Genomic DNA, 18,760 nt, shown 5'->3' with positions numbered 1-18,760 from the left:
AAGTGTGAGAAGCCTGTGTGAGGACCATGTGGCCTACCGGGCCACGCCTTGTGATCGCTGCCTCGCACGGCTGACGCATCCGCCATGAACAAGGCAAACTGGGCTCGTTGTACTGACAGTTCGGCAGGGGGACAGCGATGGACGGTGTGCCGCGCGTACCGAAGCAGTCGCGTCCGGGCCCCGAGGGGCCCGCGGCGTTGCGCTTCAGCGTGCTCGGCCCGGTGCGCGCCTGGCGCGGGGACGATCCGCTGCCGGCCGGGTCCCCGCAGCAACGCGCCCTGCTGGCCGCGCTGCTGCTGCGCGACGGCCGCACCGCCACGGCCTCCGAACTCATCGACGCCCTGTGGGGCGACGAACCCCCGTCCCAGGCGCTGGCCGCCCTGCGCACGTACGCCTCGCGGCTGCGCAAGACGCTCGGGGCCGAGGTGCTGGTGAGCGAGTCCGGCGGCTACGCCATCCGCTCCCTGCGCGAGGGCGCGCTCGACCACGTGAACGCCCAGGAGCTCGCCGCCGACGCCGAGAAGGCGCGCGCGGGGGGCGACCTGTCCCGCGCCCGCGACCTGCTGCGGGACGCCCTCGCCCTGTGGGACGGCGAACCGCTCGCGAGCATCCCCGGCCCCCACGCGGAGACCCAGCGGGCCCGCCTGGAGGAGTGGCGCCTGCAACTCCTCGAATCCCGGCTCGACATGGACCTGGAACAGGGCTTCCACGCGGAGGCGGTCTCCGAGCTCACCGCGCTCACCGCGGCGCACCCGCTGCGCGAACGCCTGCGGGAACTGCTGATGCTGGCGCTGTACCGCTCCGGCCGTCAGGCGGAGGCCCTCGCCGTGTACGCCGACACCCGGCGGCTGCTCGCCGACGAACTGGGGGTGGACCCGCGGCAGGGGCTGAAGGAACTCCAGCAGCGCATACTCCGGGCGGACCCGGGCCTCGCCGAGCCCTCCGCCCCGAAGGCGGAGCCCGTCGCCGCCGTCGTCCGCCCCGCCCAGCTCCCGGCGACCGTCACCGACTTCACCGGCCGGGCGTCCTTCGTGCAGGAACTGAGCGACGTCCTCGCCGCGGCCTCCTCCGAGGAGGGCCGGGTCATGGCCGTCTCGGCGCTCGCGGGCATCGGGGGCGTCGGCAAGACCACGCTCGCGGTGCACGTGGCCCACCAGGCCCGCGCCGCCTTCCCCGACGGACAGCTGTACGTCGACCTGCAGGGCGCCGGATCGCGGGCGGCCGAACCGGAGACGGTCCTCGGCGCCTTCCTGCGGGCCCTCGGAACCTCGGACTCCGCGATCCCGGACTCGCTGGAGGAACGCTCGGCCCTCTACCGCTCCGTCCTCGACGGCCGCCGCGTGCTGGTCCTGCTGGACAACGCCCGCGACGCCGCCCAGGTGCGTCCGCTGCTGCCCGGCACCGAGGGCTGCGCCGCCCTGGTGACCTCACGCATCCGGATGGTGGACCTGGCGGGCGCCCACCTCGTGGACCTCGACGTGATGTCCCCCGAGGAGGCGCTGCAGCTCTTCACGAAGATCGTGGGCGAGGAACGGGTCGCCTCCGAGCGGGAGGCCGCCCTCGACGTGGTCGCGGCCTGCGGCTTCCTTCCCCTGGCCATCCGTATCGCCGCGTCCCGGCTCGCCGCCCGCCGCACCTGGACGGTGTCGGTGCTCGCGGCGAAGCTCGGCGACGAGCGCCGCCGGCTGGACGAGCTCCAGGCCGGCGACCTGGCCGTCAAGGCCACCTTCGAACTCGGCTACGGCCAGCTGGAGCCGGCCCAGGCGCGCGCCTTCCGCCTGCTCGGCCTCGCCGACGGCCCCGACATCTCGCTCGCCGCCGCGGCGGCGGTGCTCGACCTCCCGGCCGAGGACACCGAGGACCTCCTGGAGTCCCTCGTCGACACCTCCCTCCTGGAGTCGGCGGCCCCCGGCCGTTACCGCTACCACGACCTCGTACGCCTCTACGCACGTGCGTGCGCCGAACGCGACGAACAGCCGCCGAGCGAGCGGGCGGCGGCCATGTCCAGGCTGCTGGACTTCTATCTGAGTACGGCGGCGGGGGTCTACGCGATCGAACGCCCCGGCGACCGCCTGGTGGACCATCTGGAACCGACGGCCCATCCGGGGCTGGTGTTCGAGGAGCGGCACCGGGCGCAGGACTGGCTGTACTCCGAGGCGATCTCCCTGCTGGCGTGTGTCCGGCAGTCCACCAAGGGGGGATTCCTCCGGCGCTCCGTCGACGCGCTGTGGGCCTCCGTGGACCTGGCGGAGTCCGGCACGAACTCCAAGGCGTACGAGGGAGTCGCCGCCGCGCTGCGGGAAGCGGCCCGGGAGGCGGCCGACGCGCACGCCGAGGCGCGGGCCCTGGTCACCCTGGCGTACGTCCACTACTACACCGGGCGCTTCGACCCGGCCCGCGAGGCCGCCGCGCAGGCCCTCGAACTGGCCGCCGAGACGGACCACCTGACGAGCTGCTGGGCCTCCAACACCCTCGGTGTGATCGCCCTCCTGCAGAACCAGTACGAGGACGGCGAGGCCCATCTGACCCGGGCGATCGAGAGCTTCCGGGCCTGCCACGACCGGGCCGGCGAGGCCAGCGCCCTGTGCAACCTCTCGCGCATCCACCTCGCCACCGGGCGCACCGGCAGCGCCGTGTCGCTGGCCCAGCAGGGCACCGGCATGTACGACGACATGGGCCACGCCCTGAAGGGTGCCAACGGCCGTTACGCGCTGGGCCTCGCCCTCACCCAGAGCGGCCGGCTGGCGGAGGCGACCGCCGTCCTCGGCGAGGCGCTCGCGGTGTTCCGCAACAGCCGCCAGCGGCTGTGGGAGGGCATGTCGCTGTTCCGCCTCGCGGAGGCCGATCTCGCCGCCCAGCGCCCGGCCGCCGCGGCGACGAACGCCGAGACGGCCCTGACGGTGCTGCGGGGCATCGGCGGCGAGTGGCGCAGGGGCAACGTCCTCATCGTGCTCGGGCAGGCGCTGAACGCGATCGGCCACTCCGGCCGGGCCCAGGTCTGCTGGCGCGAGTCCCTCGGCATCTTCCAGACGCTGGGGGCTCCGGAGGCCGCCACGGTCAGGGCACTGCTCAACCCGATGGCCGTCGCCTAGGACCTGTCGGACAGGCCCCAGGGCCTCATAGGCGTTCGCATTCGGGGGCGTTCATCGTTCGTTTATCGCCACCCGGCAGTCTCTGTGTTGTCGATCCGTCGCGTCGGGGGGCAGGCGGGACGACCTGAGGCCGTAGCACTAAGGTATCGGCCCCGAGTACCCGTCCGGCGGCCCACGGGGGAGCTGCCGGACGGGCTGCTCCAAACAACGCACCAAAGACTGTCAGGGGGACAGCCACCATGAGCGACACCAACAGCACCGACAACATCCACGCCACGGACGAGCCGACGGGCGAGGCCTCCACGGACAACATCCACGCCACGAGCGAGCCGCTCACCGGCAAGAACCCGATCACCAAGGACAGCGGCACCGGCGACGCCTCGACGGACAACATCCACGCGACGGACGAGCCGGTCTAAGTCCCACCTGGGGGGGGCGGACTTACACCACACGGGGATCGACCGCGGCGGCGCGGAGGGGGAGCCGCCGCGGTCGCCGTGCGTCCGGGAGCCGCCGCGGTCGCCCGTGTGTCCGGGAGCCGCCGCGGTCGCCCGTGTGTCCGGGGGGCCGCGGCACCGGGCTACCGCCCCCGCAGCTCCCCCTTCACCACCTTCCCGCTCGCGTTGCGGGGCAGTTCGGTGACGAAGGCGATCGTGCGGGGCACCTTGTAGTTGGCCATTTCGCGGCGGGACCAGGTGATCAGGTCGTCGGCCGTGAGGGCGGAGTGCGGGCGGCGCACGACATAGGCCCGGCCGACCTCGCCCAGCCGGCTGTCCGGTACGCCGATCACCGCCACGTCGGCGACCTCGGGGTGCAGACCGAGCAGCTGCTCGATCTCCGCCGGGTAGGCGTTGAAGCCGCCGACGATGAACATGTCCTTGATCCGGTCGGTGATGCGCAGGTTGCCCCCGGGGTCGAGGACGCCCACGTCGCCCGTGCGCAGCCAGCCGTCCGGCGTCAGGACCTCCGCCGTGGCCGCCGCGTCCTCGAAGTAGCCGCTCATCACGTTGAAGCCGCGGACCAGCACCTCGCCGGGGGATCCCGGGGCCGCCGGGGCCCCCGAGGAGTCCACCACCCGCACCTCGGTGCCCGGGATCGCCCGGCCCGAGGTCGAGGCGATCACCTCCGGCCGGTCGCCCCTGCGGCACATGGTGACGATCCCGCTCGCCTCGGAGAGGCCGTACGCGGTCAGGACCGTGTCCACGCCGAGTTCCGTGCGCAGCCGCTCGACCAGACGCAGCGGGACCACCGCGGCGCCGGTCACCACCAGGCGCAGCGCGGAGAGGTCGTACGCGTCGCGGGCGGGGTGGTCGAGGAGCGACTGGTGGAGGGTGGGCGGGCCCGGGAGGACGGACACGCGTTCCGCGGCCACGTTCGCGAGCACCGTGTCCACGTCGAACACCGGCTGCGGGACCATCGTCGCCCCGCGCATCAGACAGGCGATGATCCCGGCCTTGTAGCCGAAGGTGTGGAAGAACGGGTTCACGATCAGATAGCGGTCGCCCTCGCGCAGCCCGGCGAGGTCGCTCCAGATCTCGTAGCCGCGCAGTGTCTGGGCGTGGGTGATCAGGGCGCCCTTGGGCCGGCCCGTGGTGCCCGAGGTGAAGACGATGTCCGAGGGACAGGCGCCGGACACGGACGCGCCGCGACGGCGCACCTCGTCGTGCCCCACCCCCTCCCCGTCCGCCAGGAAGTCCTTCCAGGTGCGGAAGTCGGCTGGGGCGTCGTCCGCGAGGACCACCACCTGCTCCAGGTGCGGGAGACCGGGGAGCGGGCCGGTTCCGGGCGCGGGGCCGGTGCCTGGGGCGGGGGCGGGGTCCGTTCCTCCGGGCTCCCCCGCCGCCCGGCGCAGCGCCGCCACGTACGACGTGCCGAGGAACGTTCCCGTCACGAACAGCAGCTTCGCCCGGCTCCTGGCCAGCACATAAACGGCCTCGGCGCCCTTGAAGCGGGTGTTGAGGGGGACCAGGACCGCTCCCGCGGACACCGCGCCGAGGGCGGAGACGATCCAGTCGAGGGTGTTCGGGGCCCAGATGGCGACGCGGTCGCCCGCGCGCACCCCGCTCGCCATGCAGGCCGCCGCGGCACGCTCCACACGGGCGCCCAACTCCCCGTAGGGGATGCGCGTCCGGCCCTCGACGACGGCCTCGCGGTCCGCGAAGCGGTCCGCCGCCCACCGCACCAGCCCCGGGACGCCGCCCCACTCCAGGTCACCGCGCATCGAGCACCTCCCGCCGAAGCAGCACTAGCTGACTGTCCGTCAGATTAGCTGTAGCCTGACGGCCTGTCAGCAGCCGGGACCGTGTGCGGAGGCCACCCATGCCAGGCATCAAGGACGCCACAGCCGTCGTCGGAATCGGACAGACCGCCTTCGCGAAGCAACTCCCGGAATCCGAGAAGACGTTGGCCTGCCGCGCGGTCCTCGCCGCCCTGGACGACGCGGGCATCGCGCCCGCCGAGGTCGACGCTCTCGCCTCCTACACCATGGAGGAGACCGACGAGGTGGAGGTCGCCAAGGCCGTCGGGCTCGGCGACCTCACCTTCTTCAGCAAGGTCGGCTACGGGGGCGGCGGTTCGTGTGCCACCGTCGCGCACCTGGCCGCCGCCGTCGCCGCCGGCCAGGCGACGGTGGGCGTGGCCTGGCGCTCGCGCAAGCGGGGCAGCGGGCCGCGCCCCTGGAGGAACACGGCCGTCCAGCTCCCCACCCCGGCCCAGTGGACCCGGCCTTTCGGGCTGCTGAGGCCCGCCGACGAGATCGGGATGCTCGCGCGCCGGTACATGCACGAGTACGGGGCCACCCGCGACCACCTCTTCAACGTGGCCCTCGCCTGCCGCAACCGCGCCAACCAGAACCCGGCCGCGATGATGTACGACCGCCCGCTGACCCGCGAGATGTACATGACCGCCCGCTGGATCAGCGAGCCCCTCTGCCTCTTCGACAACTGCCTGGAGACGGACGGCGCGCTCGCCTGCGTGATCGTGTCCGCCGAGCGGGCCCGCGACTGCCGGCAGCGGCCCGTCTACGTCCATTCCGCCGCCCAGGGCCTGCCCGCCCAGCACCACGGGATGGTCAACTACTGGAACGACGACCCGCTCACCGGACCCGCCTGGACCGCAGCCCGGCACCTGTGGAAGCACGCCGACCTCACCCCCGAGGACGTGGACGTGGCGCAGATCTACGACGCGTTCACGCCCCTGATACCGCTCTCGCTGGAGGGATACGGCTTCTGCGGGCGCGGGGAGGGCGCGGCCTTCACGGAGGGCGGCGCGCTGGAGATCGGCGGACGGCTGCCGGTCAACACCGGGGGCGGCGGGCTCAGCGAGGCCTACGTGCACGGCTTCAACCTCATCAACGAGGGCGTGAAGCAGTTGCGGGGCACGAGTACGGCACAGGTGCCGGGGGCGGCGACCTGTCTGGTCACGGCGGGGGAAGGGGTCCCCACCTCCGCACTCCTGCTGAGGAACTGAGGGGACGGGATGACTGACATGGCCGACATGACCGGGACGGCCGGGACGGCCGGGACGGCTGAGGCGGCTGAGGCGGCTGAGGCAACCAGGGATGCCGGGAACGGCGGCACCGCCGGGAATGCCGGGACCGGCGGGACGGAGCAGGTGAAAGAACCGCTCCTCTCCCCCGTCCCCGACGACGACGGGGCGCCCTTCTGGCAGTACGCGGCCCGGGGCGAACTCCGTGTCCAGGCCTGCGCCGACTGCGGCGAGCTCCGCTTCCCGCCGCGCCCCTGCTGCCCGCACTGCCACTCCTTCGCGGGCGAGTGGCGAAGGATGAGCGGGCGCGGCCGGATCTGGTCGTACGTCGTCCCGCATCCGCCGCTCCTTCCCGCCTACGCGGCGCTGGCCCCGTACAACGCGATCGTGGTGGAGCTGGACGAGGCGCCGCGGATCCGGCTGGCCGGGAACCTGGTGAGCGGGCCGGACGAGCCCATCGACTCGGTGCCGCCGCGGCGGATCCGGATCGGGGCCCGGGTGCAGGCGGTGTTCACCGAGGTGAACGGCATGACCGTGCCGCGCTGGGTCCTGGAGCGGGCGTGACCGGGGAGCCGGGCGGCGGCGGGCTCGCGGTGAGCGTCGACAAGGACACCGGGGTCGCCGTCCTCACGCTCGACCGGCAGGACCGGCTCAACGCCGTCGACCTCGCGACCGCCGCCGAACTGGCCGCCGCCTGGCGGGCGTTCCGCTTCGACGACACCGTACGGGCGATCGTCGTCACCGGCGCCGGACGGCGGGCCTTCTGCACCGGGATCGACCGCACCGCCGACGTTCCGCAGCCCGACTCCCCCTACATGGTGGACGATCCGCTCGCCGCGATCGGACCGAAGGCCAACGACCTGTGGAAGCCGGTGATCGCCGCCGTGAACGGGATCGCCTGCGGCGGCGCCTTCTACCTGCTGGGCGAGTCGGAGTTCGTCGTGGCCGACGAGGAGGCGACCTTCTTCGACCCGCACACGACGTACGGGATGGTCAGCGCGTACGAGTCCGTCTACCTCGCGCAGCGGATGCCGTTCGGGGAGGTGGCGCGGATGGCACTGCTGGGGACCGCCGAGCGGGTCTCCGCGCGGCGGGCGTACGAGGTGGGGCTGGTGTCCGAACTCACCGCACCCGGCGAGGCGTTGGCGGCGGCCGTGGCATGCGCGGCGGTCATCGCGTCCTACCCGCCCGAAGCCGTCCAGGGGACCGTGCGGGCGCTGTGGTCGGCGCAGGAGGCGACCCGTGCGGCGGCCCTGGCGCACGCCCCGCAGCTCGTCTCCCTCGGGAACCTGCCGGGCGAACGGCAGGCGGCGCTGTTCGCCGCCCGCCGGCCGGGGTTCCGGCTGCGCTGAGGGCGCTCCGGACGGGACTCGGCCGAACGCGGGTCCCACCCGGGCCGGAGGAACCCCCGAGGCGGGCAGGAGCGGGCCGACCGACCCTCGCTCCGTGTGGCCGGGCCAACCCTCGTTCCGTGTGGCGGGGCCGGGCCTCGCTCCGTGTGGCGGGCCGGTCACTCCGGGCGTAGCCTCGCAGCCGGAGCGGCTTCCGCAGGCCGTCTGCGCGAACGACGGCCGCCGTCCGGAGACCCTTCCGTGCCCGGTACGGCGGCCGTCGCGGAAGTTCCGGCCCCCGGCCCGCCGCCCGGCTCACACCGGGCGAAGGGGGCGGGCCCGGTCCGGACGGCAGCGGCCGGCCGGGGGAGGCCCGCCCGTCTCACGCGGTGCGGGCGGTCCCGGTGCCCTTCTCCGCGTCCAGCGCGTACACGCAGCGGTCCTTGCTGCAGGCGTACACGACGCCGTCCTTGACCACGGGCGCCCCGGTGATCTCGCCGCCGGTGGCCAGCTTCCAGCGCAGGCGCCCGTCGTCGGCCTTCAGGGTGTACAGGAGATGGTCCGTGGAGCCGAAGTGGATACGGCCCTCGGCCACCGCCGGGGCGCCCACCAGGTCGCCCCCGGCCTGGAAGCGCCACTTCGGGGTGCCGGTGACGGCGTCCAGCGTGTACAGACCCTTGCCGCTGCCCACATGGACGTGTCCGGCGGCCACGAGGACCGGCTCGGTGGAGGCGCGGGACTCGGTGGCGATGCGCCAGCGGTCGCGGCCGTCGGTGGCGTCGAGGGCGTAGACCGTGCCGAGGTAGTCGGCGAGGTAGACGCCGCCGCCCGTCACCGCCGGGCCCGGGGCGAAGGTGGGCGGGCTGAGGAAGACGGCCGGGGCCTCGAAGTGCCAGCGGACGTGACCGCCGGCCACGTCGATGGCGAGGACGCGGGTGCCCGCGCAGATGTAGACGTAGCCGTCGGGCGCGTGGGTCATCCGGACCGGTACGCCGCCGCAGGAGGCCGCGTCACCGATCGGGTACGACCAGCGCTCCTCGCCCGTGCGGGCCTCCAGGGCGCGCAGCCGCGCGTCCTTCCACACGTACACCGTGCCGTCGTGGATCGCCGGACCGGCCTCAGGGGACTCGAAGTCCGTCTGGGCGCCGCTGATCTCCCAGAGCTTCTGGCCGTTCGCGGCCTCCCACGCCTGGACGCCGCCGCCGCGCGTGCCGGTGACGACCGTGCCGCGGTCGGCCTGCAGGGAGTAGACCCAGGCGTCCGTCGACAGCCGCCACAGGTCCGCGCCCTCCCGGGCTTCGAGCGCGTACAGCGTCGGCCCGTCGGAGGCGTGGATACGGCCGTCCGCCACCGCCATCGACCAGGCCACGTCCCGGGTCTTGAACCGGCGCCGGCCGGTCGCGACGTCGAGGGCGTGGACTTCGAAGGAGGTGACGTAGACGAGGTCGTCGGCGACCGAGGGGGTGCCCCAGACGTCGTTCGACATGCGGAAGCGCCAGGGGCGCCAGCCCGCGGGCACGTCGGGCACCGGGGGCTGGACCGCCGACGCCGGTTCGGCGCCGTTCACGCCGACGCGCGGGCGGGACCAGGACGCCGCGAGCCCGGCCTCCGGGGGCGGCGCCTTCACGGCCGCCGCGCGGGCGTCGAGGACCCGCGGGCCGGGACCGATGGGCACCGGGGCGCCCGCGAGGCGCACGGGGCCGGTGTCGGGCGCCCCCACGGGCAGCGCCGGGGCGTGCGAGGGAGGCGGCGGCAGCGCCGGGCGGCCCCCGCCGCTGCGTCCGCCGCCCGAGGCCGGCTGCTGGACCGGCGGACGGCCGCCGCGGCGCGTCTCGATCAGGGTCACCGCGCGCTCGGGCAGCCACGCCGACGCCGTACCGCTGTCGTCGGAGCCGGAGCCGAAGAGGTGGGGGGCGAGCTGGGCCTGGAGGTCGGCGGGGTTGGGACGGGCCGTGGCGTCCATCTGCATGCAGGACTCGATGAGCGGGCGCAGCTCGTCGGGGAGCCCTTCGAGGTCCGGGCCCTCGCGGAGCAGCATGAAGACCGTCTCGACCGGGTTGGCGCCGTGGAAGGGGGCGTGTCCGGTGGCCGCGAAGACGAGCATCGAGCCGAGCGAGAAGACGTCGCTCGCGCCGGTGACGCTGCGCGAGTCCTTCGCCTGCTCGGGCGACATGTAGGCGGGGGTGCCGACGGCGACATTGGTCATGGTCAGACGGGTGTTCGAGACGCCGGACGCGATGCCGAAGTCGATCACGCGCGGTCCGTCCTCGACCACGAGGACGTTCGAGGGCTTCAGGTCACGGTGGACGAGTCCCGCTCCGTGGATCGACTGCAGCGCCTCCGCGACACCGGCCGCCAGCCAGCGCACCGCCTGGGCCGGGAGCGGCCCGCACTCGTTCACTATCTCTTCGAGCGAGGGCGCGGGCACGTAGGCGGTGGCCAGCCACGGCACCGCGGCACGGGCGTCGGCGTCGACCACGGCCGCCGTGTAGAAGCCCGACACGGCGCGGGCCGCTTCGACCTCGCGCGAGAAACGGACCCGGAACAACTGGTCCTCGGCGAGCTCGGTCCTGACCGTCTTGATCGCCACGCGCCGGCCGGAGGCCGAGCGCGCGAGATAGACCAGCCCCATGCCGCCGGCCCCCAGCCGGCCCAGCACCTCGAACGGCCCGATCCGGCGCGGATCGTGCTGCGTCAGCTGATCCACCACTTGCCTGCCACCTCCCCGTACGGGTCGCGTCATCCACGTATGAACGCGGCCCAGTGCAGCGTCTCACCACCGCACCGCCATGGCGGCACGCACCCCGATTCTTCCTGGCCGAGCCCCCGGTTGCGAACCCGGGGGCGGATCGGGGTGTCTCGTGACAAAACAGCCGCCCCGACAAAAGTACGGCAGCCGGGGCGCCACGGCTCAGGGCCGAAATGCGCCCCTCACCCCAGAAGTACCCCGCTCCGCACCCCGGAAGTGCCGTCCCTCACGTCGAAATGCCGTACACCTCACCGCAGAAGCGTTTCGGCCTTTGCCGCAGGATCCTCACCGGCGGCTTTCTGCGGCGGAGCACCGGCACCGCCGGCACGACGTCACGCCTGGTCGCGGCGGCGTCACCGTTCGAGCAGGGCGAACGACGCACCCTGATTGTCCGTGACGACGGCCACCCGCCCGTACGACGTGTCGAAGGGTGTCACCTGGACACGGCCGCCGAGCCTGTTCACCGTCCCGAGTGTCTCCTCGCAGTCCTCGACCCCGAAGTGAACCAGGAAATGGGGCGGCATCTCGGCCGGAAAGACACCTGTGACGGGAACGCGGCCGAAATCGGGGGTCGCGTCGGGCCCGAACAGCGCGTCGTGGAACAGGGCGCCGTAGAAACGGTCGACCGTCGCGGTGTCGCGCGCGTAGAGCTCGGCCCAGCAGAACGTGCGCGGCTCGTGCCGCTTGGCGAAGCCGGTGTGGGTGCCGCGCTGCCAGAGGCCGAAGACGGCGCCCTCCGGGTCGGTGGCGAGGGCGGCCGTGCCCAGCTCGCCCGAGGCGCCCACCGCCGTGGGCACGGAGATGATCCCGCCGCCCGCCGCCACGATCCGCCGGGTGAGCGCCTCGCCGTCCGGCGTCGCGAAGTACACCGTCCACACGGTGGGCATCCGCCCGTCCAGCTTGGGCGTCAGGGCCGCGACCGGCTCGCCGTCCAGCTCCGCCCAGCCCTCCGGCCCGGACTCCTCGGGGAACGTCCAGCCGAAGAGCTCGCCGTAGAAACGCTTGCCCGCCTCCACGTCGGGGAGCTGTGCGTCGATCCAGCAGGGCACACCCTCGGAGAACTCGGCGACAGCGGCTGATTCGGCCATGCGGCCAAGCTAACGGCCCTTCCGGCATCCCGCAGAGCGTGCGCACCTGCTCCGGTGACGTCCCGTCCCTGCTCAGGGGCCCGGCGCGGGCGAATCCGGGCGCCTTTCGGGACGGGAGACGCACGCAATTCGCGCTTCGATTCCGGGGACCGCGCGGGAACGGAAACGGCGTTTCGGGAAGCCGTGCGGAACGCGGGCGCCGATTTACCCGGGGCCGTACGGAACGCGGGCGCCGATTGCCCGGCACCCGGGAATGCGAGCCGCCTTCCCGCGTCACCCGTCACCCGTCGCCCGGAGTTCGCGCCGGTTCGCACGGGTTCGCGCTCCTCCGGGAGCACCGGCAGGACCCGCGGAAGCCCTGGTGAACCCCTCGCCGAACCCCGTCCGAACCCCCGTGGAACCCCCGCGCCGTACGGCCGCACCCCATTTGCAGTCGGCCGAATCGCGCTCCGATCACCCCTCGGTAAGCTGACGGCATGACAGGACAAGTGCGTACCGTCGACGGCCGCGTGGCCGGACGACGTGGGCAGGCGACCCGGCAGAAGCTGCTCGACTGCCTCAGCGAGATGCTCAGCTCATCGCCCTACCGGGACGTCAAAGTCATTGACGTCGCCCGGAAGGCGGGCACTTCACCGGCGACCTTCTACCAGTACTTCCCGGACGTCGAAGGCGCCGTCCTGGAGATCGCCGAGGAAATGGCCGCCGAGGGCGCCGGGTTGACCCAGTTGCTCGAAGGCCGTTCCTGGGTCGGCAAGGCCGGATGGCAGACCGCGCAGGAACTCGTGGAAGGTTTCCTGGAGTTCTGGCGCAAGCACGACGCCATCCTGCGCGTCGTCGATCTCGGTGCCGCCGAGGGCGACAAGCGGTTCTACAAGATCCGCATGAAGATCCTGAACTCCGTGAACAACTCCCTTACGGATTCCGTCACCGAACTCCAGGCCAAGGGAAAGATCGACAAGGACGTGAACCCGGCCGCGATGGCCGGTTCCCTCGTGGCCATGCTCGCCGCGGTCGCCTCGCACCAGAAGGGGTTCCAGACCTGGGGCGTCAAGCAGGCCGAACTCAAGCCGAATCTCGCGCTGTTGGTGTATCTGGGCGTGACCGGGAAGAAGCCGACGAAGTAGCTTTCCGCGTCCCCACGCCCCAGCTCCTGTCATGCGGGCGGCAGTTCGCGCCGGAGGAACATTCCGGCGGGCTGCCGCCCGCTGCGCTGTACGGGTTCCGGGGACCGGCCGAGGCGGCTCGCCGCGGCCCGTCCGCTCTCCCATACCGCGTCCGCTCTTCCGTACCGCGTCCGGTCGGCCCGTCCGCTCGGCCGGCCCGTCCGCCGAGCCGGCCCGGACCTCCCCTCAGCCGGAGCGGGCCTCTCCCTCCGCGGACTCGGCCGGGACCGCCCGGCGCACGATCCTGAAGAGCCGTATCTCCCGGTCCACCCGGGCCTGATACGTGGCGTACGGCGGCCAGAACGCCAGCACCGCCCTCCAGACCGTTTCCCTTTCCTCGCCCGTGAGGAGCCGGGCGGTCACGGGAATGTCCTCGCCCTTCCAGTTGATGACGGCGTCGGGAGAGGCGAGCAGGTTCGCGGTCCACGCGGGATGATCCGTACGGCCGAAGTTGGACCCGACGAGGATCCAGCCGGATTCCGCGGCACGCCGGGCGGCGCCCGTGCCGGACCCCTCCGTCGTGCCCGCCGCGCCGCTCTCCGGCATGCAGGCCAGCGGGGTGCGGCGCTCCAGACCGCTCCTGGCACCGCGCGCGGTCAGGACGACCCCCGGCAGCATCTGGGCGCTGAGCAGCACCTTCCCGCGGGTGAGCCGGTGCACGGCCCGGTCGAGGGCCGGTACGAGGCGGGGGGCGACCCGGGCGAACGTCCGGGTGGAGGAGACCCGTTGGACCAGCCGCACCCCGGGCATCCTCCTCGCCCCGGTCCCCGTCCCGGCCTTCCCACCCATGCCGGCTCCCGTCCTCCCGTCCCCGCCGACTCCCGTGTTCCCACCCCCGCCGACTCCTGTTCTCCCGTCTCCGCCGGCTCCCACGTTCCCGTCCTCGCTGGCTCCCGCTTTCCCGCCCCCGCCGGCTCCCGGCTTCCCACCCATACCGGCTCCCGCTTTCCCGCCCCCGCAGGCTCCCGTTCTCCCGTCTCCGTCGGCTCCCACGTTCCCGTCCTCGCCGGCTCCCGGCTTCCCACCCATACCGGCTCCCGCTTTCCCGCCCCCGCAGGCTCCCGTCCTCCCGTCTCCGTCGGCTCCCGTACCGCTCCCCGTACGCGAACGCCCGGACGGCGCCATCAGACCGTCACCTCTCCACCGTCGAAGAGCCGCGCCGCGTCGGCCGCGTGCGCGCGCAGCCGGTGGACGGAACCGAAGAGCAGTTCGTCGCCGGAGGCGCGCTTGAAGGAGAGATGGGCCTCGTGCTCCCAGGTGAAGCCGATGCCTCCGTGGAGCTGGATGCCCTCGGAGGCGGCGGTGCGCAGCGCCTCCAGCGCCTGGGCCAGCGCGAGGGCGCCCACGCGTTCGCCGCCCGTCCCGGTGGCCCAGGCCGCGTAGTAGGCCGCCGAGCGGGCCGACTGCACGCCCACGTACACGTCCGCGAGCCGGTGCTTGACCGCCTGGAAGGAGCCGATCGCCCGCCCGAACTGCTCACGCCGGCCGACGTGTTCGACGGTGCGCTCCAGCGCCCGGTCGGCGGCGCCCACCGCCTCCACGGCGAGGACCGCGGCGGCTGCGTCCCCGGCGGCGGCCAGCGCCGCGGGCACGTCGGCCTGGTCGTCCCCCAGCAACTCGGCTTCCACATCACGCAGTTCGATCCTGGCCTGCGGCCGGGTCGGGTCGAGGGAGGTCTGCCGTGCGCGGACGAGCCCGTCGGCGTCGTCCCGCACCAGGAACAGCAGCGTCCGCGACCGCGCGAACCCGCCGGTGTGCGCGGCCACCACCAGCAGCCCGGCGCTGTGTCCGTCGAGCACCTGCGCCGCCTGCCCGTAGAGCCGCCACGCGCCGTCCGCCCGGCGCGCCTGGACGCCCCCGGCGCGACCGCCGCCGGCCCAGTCGCCGCGGTTGTCGCCGGTCAGCCCCAGGGCGGTCGCCAGGCCCGTACCGGGGACCGCGAGGGCGGCGGTCAGCGCGCCCGAGGCCAGCGACGGCAGCAGTGCGGCGCGCTGCGCCTCCGTGCCGAGGGCCAGGATCAGCGGGGCGGCGAGGACGGCGGTGGACAGCAGCGGCGAGGGGGTGAGGGCGCGGCCCGACTCCTCGCAGGCGAGGGCGAGTTCCGTCATCGAGCAGCCGACGCCGCCGTACGCCTCGGGAAGGGCGAGTCCGGGCAGCCCGAGGCGCTGCGCGAGGGTCTCCCAGAGCGCCGGGTCGTAGCCGGCGGGGGTCAGCTCGGCGGCCCGCAGCTCCTGCGGGCCGCACCGCTTCGCCAGCAACTCCCGCAGCGTGCGGCGGATCTCCTCCTGCTCCGCGGTGAGATGGGCATCCATGGGCGCGCTCCTCCCTCGTCGGGGGGCTGATCCGGCAAGCCGATCTGACGGGCCGTCATGTTAGGGCGGAGGGTCCCAGATGCACAGGGGCGCGACGACCTCCCGACGGGGCAGTTATCTGATGTACCGTCAGATTCATGACTCATGCCACCCCGGGGCACAGCCGTCGAAAGGTCGCCGTCGTCGGCATATCCCTGTCCGACTGCGGCCGCGTGGACGAGGCGACCCCGTACGCACTGCACGCCCAGGCCGCGCGCCGCGCGCTGGCCGACTCCGGCCTGGACCGCTCGGTGATCGACGGATTCGCGTCAGCCGGGCTCGGCGTCCTCGCGCCCGCCGAGGTGGCCGACTATCTGGGGCTGCGGCCCACCTGGGTCGACTCGACCTCGGTCGGCGGTTCCACCTGGGAGGTCATGGCGGCCCACGCGGCCGACGCCATCGCGGCGGGTCACGCGAACGCCGTCCTGCTCGTGTACGGCTCCACCGCCCGCGCCGACATCAAGGCCGGGCGCCGGACCGGCAACCTCTCCTTCGGCGCCCGGGGCCCCCTGCAGTTCGAGGTCCCGTACGGTCACACGCTCGTCGCCAAGTACGCGATGGCCGCGCGCCGCCACATGCACAGGTACGGCACCACGCTCGAACAGCTCGCCTCGGTGGCCGTCCAGGCCCGCGCGAACGCGGCCCGCAACCCGGAGGCGATGTTCCGCGCCCCGGTCACCGTCGACGACGTCCTGTCGGGGCCGATGATCGCGGACCCCTTCACCAAGCTGCACTGCTGCATCCGCTCCGACGGCGGCGCCGCGGTGCTGCTGGCGGCCGAGGAGTACGTGCGCGACTGCCGTACGGTCCCGGTGTGGGTGCTGGGAACCGGCGAGCACGTCTCCCACACCACCCTGTCCGAGTGGGCCGACTTCACCGTCTCCCCGGCGGCGGTGAGCGGCCGGCTCGCCTTCGAGCGCGCCGGAGTCCGCCCGGCCGAGATCGACCTCGCCGAGATCTACGACGCCTTCACCTACATGACCCTGGTGACCCTGGAAGACCTCGGCTTCTGCGCCAAGGGCGAGGGCGGCGCCTTCGTGGACGCCGCGAAGGGGCGGCTCCTGGTGGACGGGGAACTGCCGGTGAACACGGACGGGGGCGGGCTGTCGGCCCAGCACCCGGGCATGCGCGGCCTGTTCCTGCTCGTGGAGGCCGTACGGCAGCTGCGGGGCGAGCTTCCCGAGGAGCGGCAGGTACGGCGCCCCGACGGCACCCTGCCCGAACTGGCGGTGGCGTCCGGGACGGGAGGCTGGTTCTGCTCCTCGGGGACGGTGGTGCTGGGACGGTAGGGCCCGGACGGCGGACGGCCGGTCAGGGCAGGACGGTGACGGCGGCCGCGTCGTTGCCGGGGTTCGCGTCGTGGCGGCCGGTCGACGGCCTGTTGTACGCGACGGTCACGCTGCCCTCCCCCGGCCCGTCGAGGCGCAGGATGAACTCGAAGTCCTGGCTCTCGCCCGGACCGAGCGCGTCCACCGGGCAGCTGTACGTCCCGTCGGCCGAGTCGCAGAGCGGATCGTAGACGTCCACGTCGATCGCCCTCATGGGCTCCTTCAGCACGCCACCGGGCGGCGGAGTGAACACAAGTCTCATGGCGTAACCGGGGTTGCCGGGACCGTTGTTGCGGACCTTCAGCCGCAGCGAACGCCTCGCACCGGGGCTGCCGTGCAGTTCGACGCCGAAGACCTCGTAGTCGACGTCGATGTCCAGGCGCACGTCGGTGGACACGATCCCCTCGGCGAAGGTGCCGTCCGTGTCGCGCGCGGACGTGACCTCGGCCTTCAGGGCCGGCCCGTCGCCGAGCTCACCGTCCGTCGGCGTCACGGTGTTCTGGCCGGGCCCCAGGTCCAGCGGCCAGGCCTCCTGGCTGAACGAGGTGTGCATCCGTGTGCTCGACGCGCGCAGACGCAGCGCGGGACTCAGGACGACGGCCCCGCCCGGCGGGATGCGCAGCCGGGGGAAGCGGCAGATCACCATGCGTCCGTGGCTCGGGTCCGGGTAGCGGCAGTTGGCGTACAGATGCCGGAAGTCCATGTAATCCGAGCCGATTTTCAGGGCGAGACCCTTCACCGGGACCTCGCCGTCGTTGCGGACGACGAGCGGGACGGTGACGTCGGCACCCGGGCGGACGCCGTCGATGACCTCGAGAGCCCGCACCTTCACCACCGGCTCGCCGACCACGACCCGTGTGCGGGTCGTCATCGTCCTCCCGTCCTTCGTCGTGAAGGTGAAGCGGACGACGCCCGTGTCACCGGGTCTGCTGCCCTTCGCGGCGACCGGGTACACGCGATCCAGGTCCGACCAGTTGTTGTAATTGCCCGCGACCTCGCAGGTGACCCGCACCGTGTCGCCGTCGCACCGGGAGCCTTTCTTGAGCCGCACGACGCTCTCGGACCCGCGCACGTCGGCGGTCAGCCGGTGGTCCCGCGCCACGGAGGTACGGACCGCCCCGACGTCCTCGGCCTCGACGTGGAACGGCACCTTGGCCTTGGACCCGGTCTTGTCGCCGTGCGGGCGCAGATAGAAGACCTCGGGGGCGGTGATCCCGGACTTCGGCTCCGGGACGGAGCCGCGTCCCGTGGCGGAGCTGCATCCGACGAGCGGAAACAGCAGCACGACACCGAGAACGGCGGCACCGGTCGAACGCCTCAACGGATGGCCCCGCCTTCCCCTCGACGAGGTCCCCGGACTCCCCCGCGTGTGAGCCCCTGAGCCCTCGGCATGCCGAACAGTCGAACAGACCGAAAAGTAGGCCGAGTTGCTCCCGGCCCGGAGATCAACGTACTGCCTGCCGGGAGGCTCGGCGAACGACTCCGCCGGCTCCCCGCGTGATACTCGGGGCATGGGAACAGATCTGCACGACGTGCTGAGGTCACTGCGGGTGTGGGACGCCGAGCTGCCGTCCTTCGACCCGGCGTCCGCGCCCGCCGAACCACTGGCGCTGTTCACGGAGTGGTTCACCCGGGCCGTGGCGGCGGGACAGACCGAACCGCACACGATGTCGCTGGCGACGGCGGACGAGGACGGCCTGCCCGACGCCCGGATCGTGATGCTGCACGGTGCGGACGAGAACGGGTGGTCCTTCGCCAGCCATGCCACCAGCCGCAAGGGACGCCAGCTCGCCGAGCGGCCGTACGCCGCTCTCGGCTTCTACTGGCCCGCGCAGGGACGCCAGATCCGGATCCGCGGCCCGGTCACCACCGCGTCGCCCGAGGAGAGCCAGGCGGACCTGCACGCCCGCTCCACCGGGGCGCTGGCCGCCGCCCTGGTGGGCCGGCAGAGCGACGTCCTGCCCTCCCTGGCCGAGTTGGACCGGGCCTCGGACGCGGCCTGGGAACGGGCCGAGAGCGCCCCGGACTCCCCCGCCCCCACCTGGACCCTCTACCGCCTGCGCCCGGACGAGGTCGAGTTCTTCCAGGGCGACGCCCGCCGCCGCCACGCCCGCCTCGTCTACCGGCGTACGGAGACCGGCTGGACCACCGAACTGCTGTGGCCCTGACACC

The 18,760-nt window shown here is 73.3% G+C and carries 14 protein-coding genes; 8 read left to right on the top strand and 6 right to left on the bottom strand.

The genetic code is table 11. From position 1 onward, the window contains the following. Positions 1-137: 137 nt before the first annotated feature. Positions 138-3,092: an AfsR/SARP family transcriptional regulator gene (locus ACH4S8_RS21800; RefSeq protein ID WP_398396403.1), complete on the top strand. Its 2,955-nt coding sequence runs from the start codon at positions 138-140 to the stop codon at positions 3,090-3,092. Positions 3,093-3,331: 239 nt separating this feature from the next. Next, positions 3,332-3,511, top strand: a complete 180-nt coding sequence (locus ACH4S8_RS21795) for a hypothetical protein (RefSeq protein WP_398396401.1) — start codon at positions 3,332-3,334, stop codon at positions 3,509-3,511. Positions 3,512-3,672: 161 nt separating this feature from the next. On the opposite strand, the gene ACH4S8_RS21790 is transcribed toward ACH4S8_RS21795, so the two are convergent. After that, entirely contained in the window at positions 3,673-5,313 is a 1,641-nt protein-coding gene (locus ACH4S8_RS21790) for a fatty acid--CoA ligase family protein (protein WP_398396399.1), read from the bottom strand. A 98-nt stretch (positions 5,314-5,411) separates the two neighbouring features. Between ACH4S8_RS21790 and ACH4S8_RS21785 the strand changes: the two genes are divergently transcribed. From ACH4S8_RS21785 to ACH4S8_RS21775, 3 genes are all read left to right on the top strand, one after another. Further along, complete coding sequence (locus ACH4S8_RS21785) at positions 5,412-6,560, top strand: lipid-transfer protein (protein ID WP_398396397.1); 1,149 nt, start codon at positions 5,412-5,414, stop codon at positions 6,558-6,560. Positions 6,561-6,704: 144 nt separating this feature from the next. Beyond that, positions 6,705-7,142, top strand: coding sequence for a Zn-ribbon domain-containing OB-fold protein (locus tag ACH4S8_RS21780; RefSeq protein WP_398396393.1), 438 nt, complete (start codon positions 6,705-6,707; stop codon positions 7,140-7,142). Further along, complete coding sequence (locus ACH4S8_RS21775; protein WP_398396391.1) at positions 7,139-7,930, top strand: enoyl-CoA hydratase/isomerase family protein; 792 nt, start codon at positions 7,139-7,141, stop codon at positions 7,928-7,930. Before ACH4S8_RS21780 ends, ACH4S8_RS21775 begins: the two co-directional genes overlap by 4 nt. 361 nt (positions 7,931-8,291) lie before the next feature. Here the strand turns inward: ACH4S8_RS21775 and ACH4S8_RS21770 are convergent, their stop codons facing one another. After that, the gene (locus tag ACH4S8_RS21770; protein WP_398396389.1) at positions 8,292-10,619 is read right to left on the bottom strand and encodes a PQQ-binding-like beta-propeller repeat protein; all 2,328 of its coding nucleotides are present in this window, start codon (positions 10,617-10,619) and stop codon (positions 8,292-8,294) included. Between the two features lie 392 nt (positions 10,620-11,011). Continuing rightward, complete coding sequence (locus tag ACH4S8_RS21765) at positions 11,012-11,746, bottom strand: VOC family protein (RefSeq protein WP_398396387.1); 735 nt, start codon at positions 11,744-11,746, stop codon at positions 11,012-11,014. Between the two features lie 476 nt (positions 11,747-12,222). Here ACH4S8_RS21765 and ACH4S8_RS21760 point away from each other — a divergent pair, with 476 nt between their 5' ends. After that, positions 12,223-12,870, top strand: coding sequence for a TetR family transcriptional regulator (locus tag ACH4S8_RS21760; RefSeq protein WP_398396384.1), 648 nt, complete (start codon positions 12,223-12,225; stop codon positions 12,868-12,870). A 225-nt stretch (positions 12,871-13,095) separates the two neighbouring features. Here the strand turns inward: ACH4S8_RS21760 and ACH4S8_RS21755 are convergent, their stop codons facing one another. Both ACH4S8_RS21755 and ACH4S8_RS21750 read right to left on the bottom strand, forming a co-directional pair. After that, positions 13,096-13,659 (bottom strand): nitroreductase/quinone reductase family protein, encoded by a 564-nt coding sequence (locus tag ACH4S8_RS21755; protein WP_398396382.1) that lies wholly within the window; start codon positions 13,657-13,659, stop codon positions 13,096-13,098. A gap of 374 nt (positions 13,660-14,033) precedes the next feature. Next, positions 14,034-15,221, bottom strand: coding sequence for an acyl-CoA dehydrogenase family protein (locus tag ACH4S8_RS21750; RefSeq protein ID WP_398396380.1), 1,188 nt, complete (start codon positions 15,219-15,221; stop codon positions 14,034-14,036). 137 nt (positions 15,222-15,358) lie between these two features. Here ACH4S8_RS21750 and ACH4S8_RS21745 point away from each other — a divergent pair, with 137 nt between their 5' ends. After that, positions 15,359-16,549 carry a thiolase C-terminal domain-containing protein gene (locus ACH4S8_RS21745; RefSeq protein WP_398396378.1) on the top strand — a complete coding sequence of 397 codons (1,191 nt, stop codon included), beginning with the start codon at positions 15,359-15,361 and terminating at the stop codon, positions 16,547-16,549. Between the two features lie 22 nt (positions 16,550-16,571). Here ACH4S8_RS21745 and ACH4S8_RS21740 read toward each other — a convergent pair whose 3' ends face one another. Further along, complete coding sequence (locus tag ACH4S8_RS21740; protein WP_398396376.1) at positions 16,572-17,909, bottom strand: hypothetical protein; 1,338 nt, start codon at positions 17,907-17,909, stop codon at positions 16,572-16,574. Between the two features lie 190 nt (positions 17,910-18,099). Between ACH4S8_RS21740 and ACH4S8_RS21735 the strand changes: the two genes are divergently transcribed. Then, positions 18,100-18,756 (top strand): pyridoxal 5'-phosphate synthase, encoded by a 657-nt coding sequence (locus ACH4S8_RS21735; protein ID WP_398396374.1) that lies wholly within the window; start codon positions 18,100-18,102, stop codon positions 18,754-18,756. Positions 18,757-18,760 lie beyond the last annotated feature (4 nt).

It is taken from the genome of Streptomyces sp. NPDC021080 (assembly GCF_044333225.1).
GTDB lineage: Bacteria > Actinomycetota > Actinomycetes > Streptomycetales > Streptomycetaceae > Streptomyces.
The sequence above is the reverse complement of the archived record's forward strand: the minus strand, read 5'-3'. Positions and strand labels throughout refer to the sequence as shown.